Source organism: Staphylococcus sp. HMSC65H10, from assembly GCF_001839185.1.
Taxonomy (GTDB): Bacteria; Bacillota; Bacilli; order Staphylococcales; family Staphylococcaceae; genus Staphylococcus; species Staphylococcus simulans.
Map to the genome: position 1 here is coordinate 1 of NZ_KV840420.1, position 16,995 is coordinate 16,995.

The following is a 16,995-nucleotide window of genomic DNA, read 5'->3' on the forward strand; positions in this document are numbered from 1 at the left end:
TGATGAGACGTACATCAAAATAAAAGGAAAATGGCGCTATTTATATCGTGCCATTGATACAGAGGGACATACATGCGTAAGCAACGAGATAATCATTCAGCATATGCGTTTATCAAACGTCTCATTAAACAATTTGGTAAACCTCAAAAGATAGTTACAGATCAGGCACCTTCAACGAAGGTCGCAATGGCTAAAGTAATTAAAGCGTTTAAACTGAATCCCGACTGTCATTGTACATCGAAATATCTGAATAACCTCATTGAGCAAGATCACCGTCATATTAAAGTAAGAAAGACAAGATATCAAAGTATCAATACGGCAAAGAATACTCTAAAAGGTATTGAGTGTATTTACGGTCTATATAAAAAGAACCGCAGGTCTCTCCAGATCTACGGATTTTCGCCATGCCATGAAATTAGCATCATGCTAACAAGTTAACACAAAGTATTATTTTAAAATTGAGATTAGACATTTATTTTTCAACTTTGCAACAGAACCGGATGGATTATATTTGTCATTGTAGCAAAATTCCTTTTATGTAATATTACTATTTACCATCTAATTTACACACCAAAATATTAGTAATTTAAGGCTACCTAACTTGCATATTTAATATTATATATATTTGTCTGGACGCTAAGCTTTGGTTTCACCTTCACATACTTTTCTCAAAGAAGTTATAGTGTTTTTTCAATATCTGCCTTTTATTTTATTTAAAAAGTGTTTGCACTTTCTTTTAATAATACTTATTTTACTTTCTCTACCAAGTTTAAATTGTTTTCTAAATTGATCTTCAAATGAATCTAAATATCGTTCATAATATAGCACTTTTCTTTTATATTCATGAGTGATAATATTTTCAAAATTTAAGTTTTCTTCATTATCCACATAAAAATCAACCATATTATTCAAATAACTTAAATCGCTTTCATATTCATGGACACATTCTATAGTTTTGGCTACAAAATCATAATCAAAAAATACCTGGTTAGTGCTAAAAATATTATTAAAATCATGTTTTAACTCTTCCATCAGTCTGATATGTTGTTTTAGACTTAAAAGTTTTCTATAATTTATATTTTGCAAATAAAGATCTTGATATTCTTGATTTAAATCTTTTAATAAATCTTGATTAACTCTCTCAAAAGTTCCTTCTTGTGTAAATGGAGTTCTGTACGCTCCTATCATTTTCTTAACTGAAATAAAACATTCTGTATAAATTGGATAAAGTGTTTCTAAATTTAACTTTGTATTAGCAATTCTGGTATCAACGTATAACCTTATCCATTCTTTAGAGCCATATAAAACTACTCCAGTTATCAATGCTGTCCATATATTATTTTCCATTAATTCACCTCATATTATATTTTTTACAACCTATTTTTTAGTTTTATTTATGATACGCCTCCCCACGCATAATCTTGAATGCTCTGTATACTTGTTCAAGTAAGATGACACGCATCATTTGGTGAGGGAAAGTCATTTTGCTGAAGGATAAGGCGTAGTTGCTTCTATCTAAGACATCTTGATGCAGGCCTTTTGACCCTCCGATGATGAAAGTGAAGTCACTTTGACCTTGAACCATACGTTGTTGAAGATTTTTGGCTAATCCCTCTGATGTTAACATGTTGCCTTTGATTTCTAATGTAATGACTGTGGATTGTGGTTTTACTTTCGCTAGTAGTCGTTGTCCTTCTTTTTGTTTCACTTGTTCTATTTCTTTATCGCTCATATTTTCTGGTGCTTTTTCATCAGGAACTTCGATGATTTCTATCTTTGTATAAGCACCTAAACGTTTTTGGTATTCTGCAATGGCTTGTTTCCAGTATTTTTCTTTTAATTTGCCTACGGCAAGTACAGTTATCTTCATCACATTCTCCTTATATCTGAATAGTTATTCTAGTTATCCACAGGTTATCCACCTATTCACAGCTTACTGTCTTAATAAGTAGCTTATGTATATAAATTCACTGCTATTCTTGTGTATTTTACCCACATTTCTGTGGTTAACTTGTAGATATGTGGATAACTCTGTTAATAATGTGGGTATTTCTCTGTGGATTGTGCACAAGTGTGGGTAACTTATCCTCATTTTGTGAATAACTACCCTACGTGCACACTACCTTAGAAATTATACATTTTCTCCCTAAGTTTTATCTACACTTTTTCCGTTTTTTGTGATGACTTTTGCGTGTTTTTTTACTTTTCTTCATAAAAAAACAGCCAATGAAGTGATTCGCTCCATTGACTGTCTCAAACTTATTTATATTGTATAAATCGGTGTAGGTTCTGCTTTATCTGTATCGCATAGTAGAACTTCTTTATTTGTATCAATATCATGATGATTTAAGACTTGTCCTACACTCATACGCGCTAAGTCTTTCATATTGTTATCTTGTGATAAGTGAGAAAGATAAATACGTTTCGTGTTGCCTGTAATGACATCACACATTGCCATTGCCGCATCTTCATTTGAGACGTGTCCCATGTCTCCTAAGATACGTTGTTTGGTTTTCCAAGGGTAACGACACATGCGCAACATGTCTACATCGTGGTTACTTTCAAACATGAAGGCATCACTGCCTCTGATCATACCTTTCATACGATCTGAAACATAGCCTGTGTCTGTAATCATCGTAAATTTCTTATAGTTATTATGGAAAATATAGAATTGCGGATCAATCGCATCATGCGACACATTGAATGATTCAATATCAAATCCAGCTAATGAGTGTGTTTCATATGGATTGAAAATGAATTTTTGATCCATTGGAATCTTGCTGTCTTTCTTTTCTATCGCTTGCCAAGTTTTTTCGTTGGCATAAATCGGTAATTTATATTTACGCGCAAGAACACCTAATCCTTTAATATGGTCAATGTGTTCATGCGTGACTAAAATCCCATTTAAATCTTGAATATTTTTATCAATCTTACTGAAGAGTTCTTCCATCTTCTTGCCAGTTAATCCAGCATCAACGAGCAGGCTTCCTTTATCACTTTCTACATAAGTGGCATTGCCTGTACTACCACTCGCAAGTACGCTCATACGTATCAAGCGATTCACCCTTTCTAAGTTTCTAACTGTTTCTATTTATTTTGGACATCCGAATACATTTTAATTATTATCTCAAATTATGAGCTGTTTGTTAAAGATACGGCTTGGTCATACTGCCGTTTGAGTGGCCGAACAGTGCCGTCCCTCATCTTTTTTAATTTTTACTTATCTATTGTACACCTAATTGATACAGCTGCCCACCATATCAGATGAAATAGTTCCACACATTGAACATCCTATGTATAAGAGGAGTACCATCAGATTGATCTCATGATACTCCTCATTGCTTATTTTATATTGTTAGTTATCTCACTATAATCTTCGGATTTTTTGAAGTCGCTTCAACATAGTACGTTTTCGTTTTCGTACTGCCAGCGTGGTTAACTTTAATCTCCCAACTTGCTTGGAGAACTTGAACATTGGTTTCTCTCACTACTGAATAGTATCCTAAACGAATATTAGTGACTGCGTCATTACGTTTTAAATAACGGTTGAAGTATAAAGCTTCAATCGCATTACGCGCACTGATGACATGTTGTGCTTCGTTATTTTCACCTTTTGAAGTACTGAGCTCATGGAGCGCTGTTTGGCGATAACTGCTCGCTTCTTCGTCATCATTAATTTTAAACTTCAACATCGCTTTATCATTGTTCATAATCGGTAAACCATTAAAGGTTTGTTCGAACGTTTCTTCGTTATCATCTGTACTAAATAATTGGTAATCTTCACCTTTATAAATATTTTTCTTCATGTACATTTTAAGGCTGGTTACTTGATCATTGCTAACGCTAATCGGTGGGCTGATGTTACCTTGTACGATTTTACCATCATCTTCTGTTTTAACTTCGTCTTTTGATTTCGCGTAATTCGTGAAATCTTTAGAACGACCTGTGACTAGTTGAACTTTCAATCCTCTGACATCTGGTAATTCTTTAGGAATACTGATTTCTTCTTGTCTGAAGTTGACTTCATTATTCCCTTCAGCATCATTAATGTAAGATTTATTGATTTTATTCACATACATCACAGCTAACATAATATTGATGATGAGGAACACGAAAATGAAGAGTGTCTTTGCGTACTTCCAATTCATGACTTAAGCCCTCCATTCTCGTAAGCATACCATTCACCATCATACTGCACATACCACTGTGGTACATACTCACTATTACGCTGAACTTCCATGTCATCTTCTTCTCGATCTTTCATCGTATAACCAATCGTGATATTCGTTATTTTCTTAAAGTCGATGGATGGATTATTCGCTAAGTTAGAACGTACTGTTTCTGCGCCAGGGAGTTTTTCCTTTTCTTCACCGCTATCAATGGTGATATTGCTTTTTAATAAAGAGCGTCCATAACTGAAAATACCTTTCTCACCCCAAGCCACTTGGATGGTACTTAAGTTATTTTCGTTAAATACAGGTACACCATTTAAAAACATTTGATAAGTTAACTCACCAGACTCATCATCCGTATCAAAGAGGCGGAAATCATCTGTAAAACCACCATGTGCGTTAATAAAGTCGAATGTACTAGGAATCGTTTCTAACATATTCTTAGATTTTGATTCATCTTCAGATAAGTTCATATAACGATAGAGTTCATTTTTAGAATCATATGTTGCGACACCTGTATTATTGTTGTAAGTCGTATTACCGCTTTTCGTACTACGCACCACTACAGAATCATTAAAGAGTATAGAATTCATCGTTTCCACACTAATGTGATTAAAAATCGTACGGTACGTTTTTAAATGTTGCGGCTTTTCAGGCGCAAAGATATGCGTTGCCGCATCAATTGTATTTCTATTCGTAATAATATCTGCGAATGGTATTAAATTCGGTTTGATTTTACCTACTAAGTCATTAACCTTGTTGCTTGGAATAGATGTTGTCATACGCATCACACGGTGATGGTCACTGCTGATGGCGTAAATGACTGCTGTATCCTTTTGTTCTGCATCAATCAACAAACGATTGAACTCATACTTATTTGAGACCTTCGCATCCATATTCAAGACTTGACCCAAATACATAGATAAAGGCATATCATACGCAAAGTCTAACACCAAGAAGTTATCGCTGAGTTCCGGAATAAATAGGTTATGCGCATGATAGACTTCATGAGCATCTTCAACCTCTTGATTCTTTAATACCTTCACAATATTACGGTTAATCGTACGGGTTTCTAAAGCACCTGTGAACTTATCATCATTCGAATATACCACTTGATACGGCGAAATAACACTCGCCATAGGTTCTGAATTCGCTTTGCCGATGGTATTCTGATTTGTTTTCTTATTATCTTGGCTTTCAAGATTCGCAAGGTCTGGTGAGAAATTCCACATTAAATACGTGAGCACAATACTCATCAACACTAAGAGTGTGAGGATAACGGATTTCGCTGCTTCTTTATGCCTCATCCCAATCACCATCTTCTATAACTTCACACGATAATGTGATGAAGATTGAGGTACCTTGTCCCTCGACACTATTTGCCCAAATACGTCCGTTATGTGCTTCCACAATTTCTTTCGAAATCGCAAGACCTAAACCTGTACCGCCCATCTTACGTGTACGTGCTTTATCGACACGGAAGAAACGATCAAAGATTTTATCCACTTTATTAATCGGAATACCAATACCATTATCTTTAATACGAATCGTCATGCGGTTATACAATGGATTCGGTTTCACGTGAAACTCAACACGCTTGCTGCCGCGTGAGTATTTCATCGCATTCGTAATGACGTTATCAAACACTTGCGTCATCTTATCTGGATCAATTTCCGCAAAGATTGTTTCATCAGGAATGTCACGCACAAACGTTACATCTTTTGAAGCCATCTCATGACGGTTGATGATTTTATTAATGAACATATTAAAGTCCACAATTTCTTTAGTGATTTGTTCTGTATCATTATCCATACGTGATAAATTCAATAAGTCATTAACCAAGCGAATCATACGTACCGTTTCTTCTCTTGTTACAGATAAGAACTGCGGCGCAATTTCAGGATCTTGCCAAGCGCCTTCTTCTAGAGCTTCTAAATAACTGTTCATCGAAGTTAATGGCGTACGCAACTCATGTGAAACATTCGCAACGAATTCACGACGTTCTTGTTCTACTTGTTGTTGTTCTGTTACATCATGTAACACCGCAATGTAACCTGTCACAAAGCCTGTGTCTTGTACAATTGTACTGAAGCTGACACGCGCAATAATACCTTCCGCTTCATTAATATCTAACAAGAAGCTATTATTATTTTCCTGCATCTCATCTAACGCGAATTCATCTTCTAAATCTAAGACACCCAGCATGTTGTAACCCATAACATCTTCTTTAGACATACCTAACATCTTCAACGCCATATCGTTCACAATACGCACACGTCCACGTCTGTCCGTCGCAATGACCCCATCACTCATATGTGTGATAACTGAGTCCAAACGACGTTTCTCACTTTCCGTATTCGCTTGTGCTTCTTGGACACGTTTTGACAAGTTGTTGAAGGCTAATGCCAGTTCACCGATTTCATCATTACCATAGATTTTTACACGTTGCGTATAATTACCTTTTGACATTTCAACCGTTTGGTTACGCATATCCGTAATCGGTTTAGTAATCGTACGCGCAATGAAGAATCCGAGTAATCCTGTGATAAATAAAGAAATTGCAGTACCTACAATGAAGATTTGGTTAAAGTTGTTTAATTGATCATAAACACTGTCGATATCCGCTTCAATATAAATATCACCGATGACACCTTTAGACGACTTCACAGGCAAGTTATAAATCCATACACGCTGTTTACCTTTACCATAGTCTTTCAACATCGTATGGTCATTCGCTTGTCCTAATGAAAGTGCCTTTTGAATAGAGGTATCATTGGCTTTTTGATTAATGATACTGTTAGAAGATTGTTTCGTCGACGCGACTATAATTTGATCTTTATCAATATAGTTGATTTGTTCAATTTCTTGGCGGTTCGCATATTCATTAAGTAATTCTTGAATCTCTTTTTGCGTATTGACTGATTTGTCTTCTTCATTGACCTTCTCCACGTTGATCTCTATTTGTTTCGCGTACTGCGAAATATTATTTTTAAATGTCTGTGTTAATTCACGTTCTAAGTTATTGGTAAAATATAAACCAATAATCTGCATCCCAATAATAATTAACAAGACATAAACAATCACGAGCTTCGTGTGAAGGGACTGAAATTGTTTAAGCCATTTCATATCCTATGGCCTCAGTCGTGCTGCTGCAAGAAGTATCCGACACCGCGGCGTGTCACGATATATTCTGGATGTGACGGATCATCTTCGATTTTTTCTCTTAAACGACGAATTGTAACATCGACCGTACGTACGTCACCGAAATAATCATAGCCCCATACCGTTTGCAGTAAGTGTTCACGTGTCATAACTTGTCCCATATGGTTCGCTAAATAATGGAACAATTCAAATTCACGATGTGTCAATTCAATATCTTTGCCGCGTTTCTTAATAGAATACGCATCTGGGTAGATGACAATATCTTTAATTTTAATTTCGTTCGGTGCATTATTTGCTTCTTGCGGTTGTGTATATTGACGACGTAAGTTCGCTTTCACACGTGCAATCAATTCACGTGTGCTGAAAGGTTTCGTCACATAGTCATCCGCACCTAGTTCTAAACCAAGCACCTTATCAATTTCTGAGTCTTTTGCCGTCAACATAATAATCGGCATTTCATATTTCTTACGTACTTCACGGCAGACTTCCATACCATCTCTGCCTGGAAGCATAATATCTAAGAGTACGATGTCTGGTTCTTCTTCATAAATTAAGTCAATCGCATCATTTCCGTCATATGCACAAAAGACTTCATAACCCTCTTTTTTCAAGTTAAATTCTAGAATATCAGCAATAGGTTTTTCATCGTCTACTACAACTACTTTTCTCGCCATAATCCTAAACCTCATTTCTAATCATAATCGTACATGAATAATTTTATTTAGACATAAGTATCTACTATATAATTTACCATTTCTAGCACGCCAATTCTATTTTTCATACCAAATTAATTCTATTATTGACTATCTATTTTTTCGGGTAAAAGACATTATGTGAAGGTATTGTAAATTTTATGTGGATTGCAGAAATGGGGATGTCTAAAAGAGAGGATTCATGCATGTTTATGCTATTGTAACATTTCATTACATTTTATACCTTGATTTTGTTTTTTAATAGCACGTTATCTAATTTTAAAACTAACTATCTTAAACATAAAACAAGAAAAAGACAAAATAAAAATGCCCACCCTATTGGATGAGCATTGTACGGTCTCGACGGGAATCGAACCCGCGATCTCCTGCGTGACAGGCAGGCGTGTTAACCGCTACACTACGAGACCTAAAATGGTGACTCCTACGGGACTCGAACCCGTGTTACCGCCGTGAAAGGGCGGTGTCTTAACCGCTTGACCAAGGAGCCGTTTTTCAAGCACAAGATAGATTATAGCACAGCTCTTTAAAAAAACACAAGCAATTTTTAAAGTTTTTTTGTATAATTTTTACATAACCCATTTTAGGAGGCAAATTATGAATCAATCCACGCACTCTGGGGGTCATACAAAGAAAGAGAAAAAACTGTCTCTCACACAAATTATTATACGTATCCTTTTCTTAACGATAGGTTCAATGCTTACGGCAGTAGGACTTGAACTCTTCTTAGTTCCAAATAAATTGTTAGATGGCGGGATCGTCGGTGTTTCGATTATCTTATCTCATCTAACAGGTTTATCACTCGGTGTGTTTATCTTTATTCTTAACTTACCGTTTTTCTTCTTAGGTTATAAACAGATCGGTAAAACATTTGCGGTATCTACGCTTTATGCGATTACTGTCTTATCTATCGGAACTATGTTGCTCCATGATATCCCTGCAGTCGTTAGAGAACCTTTACTTATCACCATATTCGGAGGTGCCATTGTCGGTATCGGTGTCAGTTTAGTCATCCGTGCCGGCGGTAGTATGGATGGAACAGAAATTATGTCCATTCTCGTGCATAACCGTTTGCCATTTTCAGTCGGTGAAATCGTGATGATCTTCAACTTCTTTATTTTCGCAGTCGCTGGTTTTGTATTCACATGGGAAAGTGCCATGTATAGTGTTGTCGCTTATTTCATCGCTTTTAAAATGATTGATTTAATTTTAATCGGTTTAGATGAATCAAAAGCGGTCTGGATTATCAGTGATGAGTATAAAGAAATTGGAGAAGCGATTAACGACCGTTTAGGGCGTGGTGTGACGTACTTACACGCAGAGGGTGCCTATACAGGCGATCCGCGTAAAGTCGTCTTCACAGTCATCACACGTGTTGAGGAAGCGAAATTAAAAGAAGTCGTTATTCAAATCGATCCGAACGCCTTCTTATCCTTCGGTAATGTTTCTGAAGTACGTGGCGGACACCATCGTAAGAAAAAAATTCATTAAACTTCATCATAAGCTTTATGAATACAAAAAATGCAATGCAGGTTCATACCCGCATTGCATTTTTCTATATCATTGATTTGAAGTTGCTGTAATTACACTTGTTATTTTAAATTATGACCATAAAGGTTTTAACATATTTGTTTGTGTACGGTCTGGACCTACAGAGAAGATTGAGATACCTACGTTACATAACTCAGAAATACGTTCTAAGTAACGACGTGCGTTATCTGGTAATTCTTCTAATGATTGTACGCCTGTAATATCTTCAGACCAACCTGGTAATTCTTCGTAAATTGGTTTACAACGGTTCAACGCGTTTAAGTTTGCTGGGTATTCAGTGATTTCTTCACCATCTAACTCATACGCAACACAGATTTTAACTGTATCTAAACCAGTTAAAACGTCGATTGAGTTGATAGATAAGTCAGTAATACCACTTACACGACGTGAATGACGTAATACCACTGAGTCGAACCAGCCGACACGACGTGGACGTCCTGTAGTTGTACCATATTCACGACCTACTTCACGGATATGATGACCATCTTCATCGAATAATTCAGTAGGGAATGGACCATCACCTACACGTGACGTATACGCTTTACATACACCGATAACTTTAGATACTGATGTTGGTCCGATACCGCCGCCGACAGTAACGTTACCAGCAATCGGGTTACTTGATGTAACGAATGGGTATGTACCATGGTCGATGTCTAACATAACCCCTTGTGCACCTTCGAATAATACACGTTCATTAGCTACAAGTGCATCATCTAATAATTTAGGTGTGTCTGTAACATATTCTTTTAAGCGTTGACCAGCTGCATAGTATTCTTCGAAGATATCTTCGAAAGCTGGTGCTTCTTCATTAAACATACCTTTAAAGTATGCTGCTTTGTGTTCAAGATTTGCTTTTAATAAGCGTTCGAATGTTTCTTTGTCTAATAAATCTGCCATACGGATACCGATTCTTTGTGCTTTATCAACGTATGCTGGGCCGATACCTTTCTTAGTCGTACCGATTTTGTTATCACCACGAAGACGTTCTTCATACTCATCTTGTAATAAGTGGTAAGGCAAAATAACCTGTGCACGATTTGAAATACGCAAATTATTTGTTGGAATGCCGCGTTCATTTAATGCGTCCAACTCTTTTAATAATGCAACCGGATCAACTACAACACCGTTACCGATAACAGATAGTTTATCTTGATAGAAAATGCCTGATGGCACTAAGTGTAATTTATAAGTTTCTCCGCCGAATTTGATTGTATGTCCTGCGTTATTTCCGCCTGAAAAACGTGCAATAACGTCCGCTTGTTCTGCTAAAAAGTCTGTGATTTTACCTTTACCTTCGTCTCCCCATTGTGTCCCAACAACTACGATTGATGACATAAGAGCACCTCCAAGTTATTCTCAATTAACTATTCAATATTCTATCAATTGTAAGCGTGTAATGCAAATAGAAAACGAACATTAAATATTACAGATTTTTGGCAGTTCAGTGAACACTCAAACTTCTGAAAAAGTAATACAAACCCTTTAATACCAATGTTTTATACCGTTTATTACACTTTATATTACACATACTTATTGACAAAATAACCCTTTTAAACCGACTTAAAACCGTACATTCAAACCTAATACTAGTTTATTGTACGTAAAAATATTTTTAAATTCGTTTCTATCTCGCCTTATTTTTTCTAATTTCCCATTAAAAAAAGACCAAAACGCGCGTTTGGTCTTTTAAATTCATCTATGCTTTCATTTTTAATTTTTACATCATATCTGCATGTGCATAATCAATGTCCGTGAATTTGTTGTATTGCTTCATGAAGTGCAATTTAACAGTTCCTGTCGGGCCGTTACGCTGCTTCGCAATAATGACTTCAATTTCACCATTATCATCATTTGTGACAGGTTCCATGCCGCCATCGTCATCTTCTTCACCGTCTTCACGATTATAGTAATCATCACGATATAAGAAAGCAACGATATCCGCATCTTGCTCGATAGAACCTGATTCACGGATGTCACTCATCATTGGGCGTTTATCTTGTCGTTGTTCAACACCACGAGATAACTGACTCAGTGCAATAACCGGACATTCTAATTCACGTGCAATCGCTTTTAACGTTCTTGAGATTTCAGATACTTCTTGTTGACGGTTATCAGACATACGAGAACCGCTTCCCATAATCAACTGCAAGTAGTCGATCACAATCATATCTAAACCATGCTCTTGCTTGAGTCGACGACACTTAGAACGTAAATCTGTAATTCTGATACCCGGTGTATCATCAATAAAGATTTTCGTTTTAGATAACTTACCGACTGCCACTGTGAAACGATTCCAGTCTTCATCTGTCATCGTCCCAGTACGTAAACGGTTCGAGTCTACATTTCCTGAACTACAAATCATACGTGTTGCTAATTGGTCTGCACCCATCTCTAGCGAGAAGATACCGACCGTATAATTACTTTCATGGGTCGCAACTTTTTGCGCAATATTCAATGCGAAGGCAGTCTTACCTACCGAAGGACGTGCAGCTAAAATAATTAAATCATTTCGGTTAAAGCCTGCAGTCATCTGGTCTAAATCACGATAGCCTGTCGGGATACCTGGCGTTTGACCACTATTTTGGTCTAACTCTTCAGCATTCTCATAGACTTGTCCTAAGACGTCTCTGATATCTTTAAACCCTTCAGATTCTCTCGTAGATGCGAGTTCTAAAATCTTACGCTCTGCATCACTTAAAATATCATCTAAATCAAGTTCTGAATCATAACCGTCTTTCGCGATTCTATCTGCGACACGAATCAAATTACGTTTCGCAGCTAATTTATAAACAATCTCGCGATAGTACTCAATATTTCTTGTCGTCGGCACATTGCTTGCGAGCTCCGCAAGATATTGCGGGCCGCCCGCTTCACTCAATGTCCCTTCAGATGTCAGCTGGTCCATTAAGGTTACGACATCTATTTCACTATTTTCCTCAAAGAGGTGCATCATCGCACGGAAGATGTGTTGGTGAGCGCCTCTATAAAAGGACTCAGGAAGTAAGACTCCCTGAGTTTCCCCCATGAGCTGTGGATCAATAATAATGGCACCTAAGACAGATTGCTCAGCTTCGTTGTTATGCGGCATCTGGTTTTGTTCATACATTCCATCCATTTTTTGATTACACCTCTAATTATTTCATTGCTTATTTTTGTTCAACAGTGTGAACACGGATTGTACCATCGACTTTTTTGTCTAATTTTACTGGCACATTTGTATAACCTAAGGCATGGATACCGTTAGGTAAGTCCATTTTACGTTTATCAATTTTGATATTATGTTGTTTTTGTAAGGCTTGTGCAATTTGTTTTGTGCTGACAGAACCGAATAATTTGCCGCCTTCACCTGATTTAGCTGTGACTTCTACTTCGATGTCTTCAAGACGTTTTGCTAATGCTTTCGCATCTTCGATTTCTTGTTCTCTTTCTTCTTCAGCACGTTTGTTTTTAAGTTCTAATTGTTTCAAGTTACCTGGTGTTGCTTCTACTGCAACATTTTTCTTGAATAAGAAGTTTTGTGCGTAGCCTACAGGTACGTCTTTAACTTCGCCTTTCTTACCTTTACCTTTAACATCTTGTGTGAAAATTACTTTCATTGTCCTTCACTCCTACTAATTTGTTCATCTATTGCTTGTTGTAATTGTTCTACTGCTTCATCTACTGTTACACCTTTAATTTGCGTGGCAGCATTTGTTAAATGTCCACCGCCGCCTAAAGCTTCCATTGTCAGTTGGACGTTGATAGAGCCGAGTGAACGGGCTGAAATACCCACTAAGTCATCTTCTCGTCTAGCCACTACATAAGAGGCCTCTACACCATCTAAACTTAACAATTCGTCTGCAGCTTGTGCAACTGTAACAGGGTGATAGATTTTATCATTAGATCCGTGTGCCACCGCAATACCATTGCTTTGTAGTTTCACAGTACGGATAAGTTCTGAACGATTAATGTACGTATCAATATCATCTTTTAAGAAATGCTGCGTCAAGATCGTATCTGCACCATGTGCTCTTAAGTAACTTGCCGCATCAAAGGTTCTTGAACCTGTACGTAATGTGAAGTTACGCGTATCGACAATAATACCTGCATACATAATCGTTGATTCTAATCTTGTCAGACGTTGTTCTGTCGGTTGGTATTCAAGGAGTTCCGTCACAAGCTCAGCTGTAGAGCTGGCATAAGGTTCCATATATACCAATAATGGATGAGAGATAAAGCTTTCACCACGACGGTGATGGTCGATCACGACTTTACGGTTTGCTTTATTTAAAATGTTCTCATCTAATACCATTTCTGGTTTATGTGTATCAACAACAACTAATGTCGTTTTCGATGTCATAATATCCCACGCATCATCTGATGTGATGAAACGTTCTTTTAATTCTGGTTTCTTATCAATTTCATCCATCACACGACGTAATGTCGGATCGATATCTTCTTCATTTAATACAACATAAGCATCTAAGTTATTCATCATGGCAAAGCGTGAAACACCGATAGCTGCACCGATTGCGTCTAAGTCAGGACGTTTATGTCCCATAATGATAACTTTGTCGCCTTCCATCAATATATCTTTTAAAGCATGTGAGATAACACGCGCACGCACACGTGTACGTTTTTCCATTGGGTCAGTCTTACCGCCATAAAATCTTACATTACCATTGATATGTTTGATTGCGACTTGGTCACCACCACGGCCAAGGGCTAAGTCTAAACCTGATTGTGATAATTCCCCTAAGTCAATCAAGTTCTCTGAACCTTCACCGACACCAATACTTAATGTCAATTGTGCGCGGTAACCTACACTCTTTTCACGTAGGTTTCGTAACAAGTCGAAATTTGATTCTTCTAATTGGTCAAGAATACGACGGTTTAAATACGCTACGAATTGGTCTGAACTATAACGCTTGAAATAGATATCATACTCAGAAGCCCAACGACTGATGATACGTGTGACCATAGAGTTGATTTCAGAACGTTGTGTATCGTTCATATTTTGTGTGATTTCATCGTAGTTATCAAGGAATAAGGTTGCGATAACCGGCTTCGATTCTTCATATAATTCATACGTGTGTACTTCTTCGGTAATATCAAAGAAATATAAGACGTGTTCATCTTCTGAATAACGCACACGATAATGATAATTGCCATCTGTAATTTCAATCTCTTGCGTCTTCTCTAATTGTTTCAGAATGTTCGGGTACACTTCATTTATCGGATCTGAGATAACATTACGATCCAATCGTTCAGACATGAAATGGTTCATCCATTCTACATCTTCATTCTCATCAAGAACAATGATGCCAATTGGCAAACTTTTAATCGCGATACTATTGCCAGCTGATATCTGTCCGCTTAAATCATCTACATATTGATCTAATCGTATGAATGCATTACGAAACGCAAATGCACTGATAATAATCATCACAAGTAAGACTGCAGTTGCGATACCAGCAATCAATTGGTTAAAGATAAACCAAACAACAACTAATGCGATTGCAGTTAATACCATAAGCAAGAAAGGAATAAACAGTGCTTTCTTCGTAGATTGACGATTCATTCTGTCACCTCAAATCATTTTTTAATAAATCGTTTTAAATTGAATGTAATATCTACAACACCCAGTAAGCCTATAATCGGTATCACAGGTGTCAGTAAAAATCCTATAACCATTAATAAAATGCCCACACCTACCGGCATACGTTTCGCTTTCGCAAAGTAAGCAATGAAACTTAAACCTTGGATGAACATAATGAATGATAAGATAACTTGCATATTTAAAACGATACTTTGGAACGTGCCAGGTTGCGTTGCGAACATGACACAAAGCAATACTATAAAGTAAATGTATGCGAGTACACGTTTAAACTGCCATGCATATAACGGTTTAAACACTGGGGTTGCTATTTTAAACTTACGTAAAATCGGAAACGATACAATCAAGTTAATGAGTATCATAATAAAAATAACGATAATCGTATAACTAGGTAATTGAACTGCTAATTGTCTAAAACCTTCTTCTAACACACTACGTGAAGAAGCATCTAGTCCACTCATTGCCATTGCTTGATACATTTGATCTTTAAATGGTTTCACAAGCACTTGTGAAAGCGGAAGTTTATCGAAGACTTGAAGCAGCATAAAGCCTGCCAAACTGATGATACTCATATATGTAGTTGCGATATAGAGTATACGTTCTTTCGATGTACGTTCTTTTAATAATTGTCCTACTATCAAACTCAAAATCAAAATGAAGATGATATAACTCAGTACACCCTCACTTCCGAACAGGACAGTTAAAATAACTGTAATCAGTGCGGCAATACCGAAAGACATAATAGACTTATGCCATAGAATAATACCAGGCACCGTTGCAATAAAAAATAAGATGAGTCCGGCAACCGGTATAACATAGGTGACTGCCACAATAATCAGCAATGCCAATGTTGCAAGTAGCGTCGCCTTCAGGTCTATTTTTGCAAACAAATTCGCCACTCCTATACTTTAGTAACTATAAGAATTATTTTAACATAGTTGGCAAGAATCACCTACTTGATATCACTAGCTTGCTACATGTTTTTAACAGCATAGATAAAGTTCAATTTCTTCAGTTGTATCTTATCAACTATACCCAATATTTTATAATGTTTCCCTTCAGAAAAGTGAGGTATATAATAAATAAAGTATTTATATTATAACAACTATGGAGGAAATTTTATGACAGCTGGAAGTATCGTTACATATTCTATTGTAGGTTTGTTATTAATTGCAGCGATGATCATTTTATTTATTGAAACGAAAAAACCTAAGCAAGTAAGAAATCAAAAAATGACGACCATCGCTTTATTACTCACTACCGCATCAACTCTAATCATCTTCATTTTTAGTTTGGTTCAATCACTCTCTTAACTAAACAAGAAAGACTTGGACTCTATCCATTTGTTAAATTTTTATTAATTCCCGAAAACGCTATCGTAATATATTGCAAACCACGTTATAATGAGAGTGATAAAAAAAGATTTAAACGAAGAAGGAGTACCAGAAGTATGCAGAAAGTTTTCTTAGCTGGAAGCAGTCTTGCGCTGTTCTTCACAAGCATTTTATGTTTCGTATTGCATGCCTTAATTAAAATGAGCATTACAGGTCTCATCTTTTTAAACGCAGGAAATTTTCTGATTCCATTAGGTTGTGCATTTGTGACACTAAGTATTATGAGTGTCATCGCATTTCTATATGTTGATACCGCTGAGCAATCAGAAACACAAAACCAAGAGTGATAAAGTTATACTGACGCTTGTCTGAAGTAAGACATCTATTCGTCTACAAACTCTTTAACAGCAACACTTTCAAACTATTCTATTTCAACCGATTATCCTTAGAGGGTAGTCGGTTTTTCT

15 protein-coding genes, 2 tRNA genes and 1 pseudogene are annotated in these 16,995 nt (G+C 36.6%); 4 read left to right on the forward strand and 14 right to left on the reverse strand.

The window, feature by feature from the left end; genetic code table 11:
• A pseudogene (locus tag HMPREF3270_RS11440) lies at positions 1–438 on the forward strand (IS6 family transposase); the annotation flags it as partial.
• A 252-nt stretch (positions 439–690) separates the two neighbouring features.
• Here HMPREF3270_RS11440 and HMPREF3270_RS11445 read toward each other — a convergent pair.
• From HMPREF3270_RS11445 to HMPREF3270_RS11485, 9 genes are all read right to left on the reverse strand, one after another.
• Positions 691–1,347 (reverse strand): hypothetical protein, encoded by a 657-nt coding sequence (locus HMPREF3270_RS11445; RefSeq protein WP_057504631.1) that lies wholly within the window; start codon positions 1,345–1,347, stop codon positions 691–693.
• Between the two features lie 43 nt (positions 1,348–1,390).
• Positions 1,391–1,870 carry a 23S rRNA (pseudouridine(1915)-N(3))-methyltransferase RlmH gene (rlmH, locus tag HMPREF3270_RS11450; RefSeq protein ID WP_070848784.1) on the reverse strand — a complete coding sequence of 160 codons (480 nt, stop codon included), beginning with the start codon at positions 1,868–1,870 and terminating at the stop codon, positions 1,391–1,393.
• Positions 1,871–2,263: 393 nt separating this feature from the next.
• Entirely contained in the window at positions 2,264–3,064 is an 801-nt protein-coding gene (locus tag HMPREF3270_RS11455) for an MBL fold metallo-hydrolase (RefSeq protein ID WP_031262349.1), read from the reverse strand.
• 295 nt (positions 3,065–3,359) lie between these two features.
• Positions 3,360–4,148 carry a two-component system regulatory protein YycI gene (locus HMPREF3270_RS11460; RefSeq protein ID WP_070848786.1) on the reverse strand — a complete coding sequence of 263 codons (789 nt, stop codon included), beginning with the start codon at positions 4,146–4,148 and terminating at the stop codon, positions 3,360–3,362.
• Complete coding sequence (locus tag HMPREF3270_RS11465; protein ID WP_023014865.1) at positions 4,145–5,479, reverse strand: YycH family regulatory protein; 1,335 nt, start codon at positions 5,477–5,479, stop codon at positions 4,145–4,147. Before HMPREF3270_RS11465 ends, HMPREF3270_RS11460 begins: the two co-directional genes overlap by 4 nt.
• Positions 5,469–7,298 (reverse strand): cell wall metabolism sensor histidine kinase WalK, encoded by a 1,830-nt coding sequence (gene walK, locus HMPREF3270_RS11470; protein WP_070848788.1) that lies wholly within the window; start codon positions 7,296–7,298, stop codon positions 5,469–5,471. The genes HMPREF3270_RS11465 and walK overlap by 11 nt, the downstream gene beginning before the upstream one ends.
• 11 nt (positions 7,299–7,309) lie before the next feature.
• Positions 7,310–8,008 (reverse strand): response regulator YycF, encoded by a 699-nt coding sequence (yycF, locus tag HMPREF3270_RS11475; RefSeq protein WP_002480279.1) that lies wholly within the window; start codon positions 8,006–8,008, stop codon positions 7,310–7,312.
• Between the two features lie 373 nt (positions 8,009–8,381).
• Positions 8,382–8,454 (reverse strand) — tRNA-Asp (locus HMPREF3270_RS11480).
• Positions 8,455–8,459: 5 nt separating this feature from the next.
• Positions 8,460–8,534, reverse strand: a tRNA-Glu gene (locus HMPREF3270_RS11485).
• A 107-nt stretch (positions 8,535–8,641) separates the two neighbouring features.
• Here HMPREF3270_RS11485 and HMPREF3270_RS11490 point away from each other — a divergent pair.
• Positions 8,642–9,535 (forward strand): YitT family protein, encoded by an 894-nt coding sequence (locus HMPREF3270_RS11490; protein WP_070848789.1) that lies wholly within the window; start codon positions 8,642–8,644, stop codon positions 9,533–9,535.
• Positions 9,536–9,646: 111 nt separating this feature from the next.
• Here HMPREF3270_RS11490 and HMPREF3270_RS11495 read toward each other — a convergent pair whose 3' ends face one another.
• From HMPREF3270_RS11495 to HMPREF3270_RS11515, 5 genes are all read right to left on the reverse strand, one after another.
• The gene (locus HMPREF3270_RS11495; protein ID WP_002480281.1) at positions 9,647–10,933 is read right to left on the reverse strand and encodes an adenylosuccinate synthase; all 1,287 of its coding nucleotides are present in this window, start codon (positions 10,931–10,933) and stop codon (positions 9,647–9,649) included.
• Between the two features lie 382 nt (positions 10,934–11,315).
• Positions 11,316–12,713, reverse strand: a complete 1,398-nt coding sequence (gene dnaB, locus HMPREF3270_RS11500; RefSeq protein ID WP_070848792.1) for a replicative DNA helicase — start codon at positions 12,711–12,713, stop codon at positions 11,316–11,318.
• Between the two features lie 31 nt (positions 12,714–12,744).
• Complete coding sequence (gene rplI, locus HMPREF3270_RS11505) at positions 12,745–13,194, reverse strand: 50S ribosomal protein L9 (RefSeq protein WP_070848794.1); 450 nt, start codon at positions 13,192–13,194, stop codon at positions 12,745–12,747.
• Positions 13,191–15,158, reverse strand: a complete 1,968-nt coding sequence (locus HMPREF3270_RS11510) for a DHH family phosphoesterase (RefSeq protein WP_070848796.1) — start codon at positions 15,156–15,158, stop codon at positions 13,191–13,193. Before HMPREF3270_RS11510 ends, rplI begins: the two co-directional genes overlap by 4 nt.
• Positions 15,159–15,172: 14 nt before the next feature.
• Positions 15,173–16,099 (reverse strand): DUF2232 domain-containing protein, encoded by a 927-nt coding sequence (locus HMPREF3270_RS11515; protein ID WP_172954256.1) that lies wholly within the window; start codon positions 16,097–16,099, stop codon positions 15,173–15,175.
• A 216-nt stretch (positions 16,100–16,315) separates the two neighbouring features.
• Here HMPREF3270_RS11515 and HMPREF3270_RS11520 point away from each other — a divergent pair, with 216 nt between their 5' ends.
• Positions 16,316–16,507, forward strand: a complete 192-nt coding sequence (locus HMPREF3270_RS11520; RefSeq protein WP_070848798.1) for a hypothetical protein — start codon at positions 16,316–16,318, stop codon at positions 16,505–16,507.
• Positions 16,508–16,644: 137 nt separating this feature from the next.
• Positions 16,645–16,875: a hypothetical protein gene (locus tag HMPREF3270_RS11525; protein WP_002480287.1), complete on the forward strand. Its 231-nt coding sequence runs from the start codon at positions 16,645–16,647 to the stop codon at positions 16,873–16,875.
• Positions 16,876–16,995 lie beyond the last annotated feature (120 nt).

What these genes read in the sequence shown, in the direction of transcription:
- HMPREF3270_RS11525 (WP_002480287.1), top strand. Translation starts at nt 16,645, where the DNA reads ATGCAGAAAGTTTTCTTAGCTGGAAGCAGTCTTGCGCTGTTCTTCACA.
- walK (WP_070848788.1), bottom strand. Translation starts at nt 7,298, where the DNA reads ATGAAATGGCTTAAACAATTTCAGTCCCTTCACACGAAGCTCGTGATT.
- HMPREF3270_RS11465 (WP_023014865.1), bottom strand. Translation starts at nt 5,479, where the DNA reads ATGAGGCATAAAGAAGCAGCGAAATCCGTTATCCTCACACTCTTAGTG.
- HMPREF3270_RS11510 (WP_070848796.1), bottom strand. Translation starts at nt 15,158, where the DNA reads ATGAATCGTCAATCTACGAAGAAAGCACTGTTTATTCCTTTCTTGCTT.
- rplI (WP_070848794.1), bottom strand. Translation starts at nt 13,194, where the DNA reads ATGAAAGTAATTTTCACACAAGATGTTAAAGGTAAAGGTAAGAAAGGC.
- rlmH (WP_070848784.1), bottom strand. Translation starts at nt 1,870, where the DNA reads ATGAAGATAACTGTACTTGCCGTAGGCAAATTAAAAGAAAAATACTGG.
- dnaB (WP_070848792.1), bottom strand. Translation starts at nt 12,713, where the DNA reads ATGGATGGAATGTATGAACAAAACCAGATGCCGCATAACAACGAAGCT.
- HMPREF3270_RS11495 (WP_002480281.1), bottom strand. Translation starts at nt 10,933, where the DNA reads ATGTCATCAATCGTAGTTGTTGGGACACAATGGGGAGACGAAGGTAAA.
- yycF (WP_002480279.1), bottom strand. Translation starts at nt 8,008, where the DNA reads ATGGCGAGAAAAGTAGTTGTAGTAGACGATGAAAAACCTATTGCTGAT.
- HMPREF3270_RS11460 (WP_070848786.1), bottom strand. Translation starts at nt 4,148, where the DNA reads ATGAATTGGAAGTACGCAAAGACACTCTTCATTTTCGTGTTCCTCATC.
- HMPREF3270_RS11445 (WP_057504631.1), bottom strand. Translation starts at nt 1,347, where the DNA reads ATGGAAAATAATATATGGACAGCATTGATAACTGGAGTAGTTTTATAT.
- HMPREF3270_RS11520 (WP_070848798.1), top strand. Translation starts at nt 16,316, where the DNA reads ATGACAGCTGGAAGTATCGTTACATATTCTATTGTAGGTTTGTTATTA.
- HMPREF3270_RS11490 (WP_070848789.1), top strand. Translation starts at nt 8,642, where the DNA reads ATGAATCAATCCACGCACTCTGGGGGTCATACAAAGAAAGAGAAAAAA.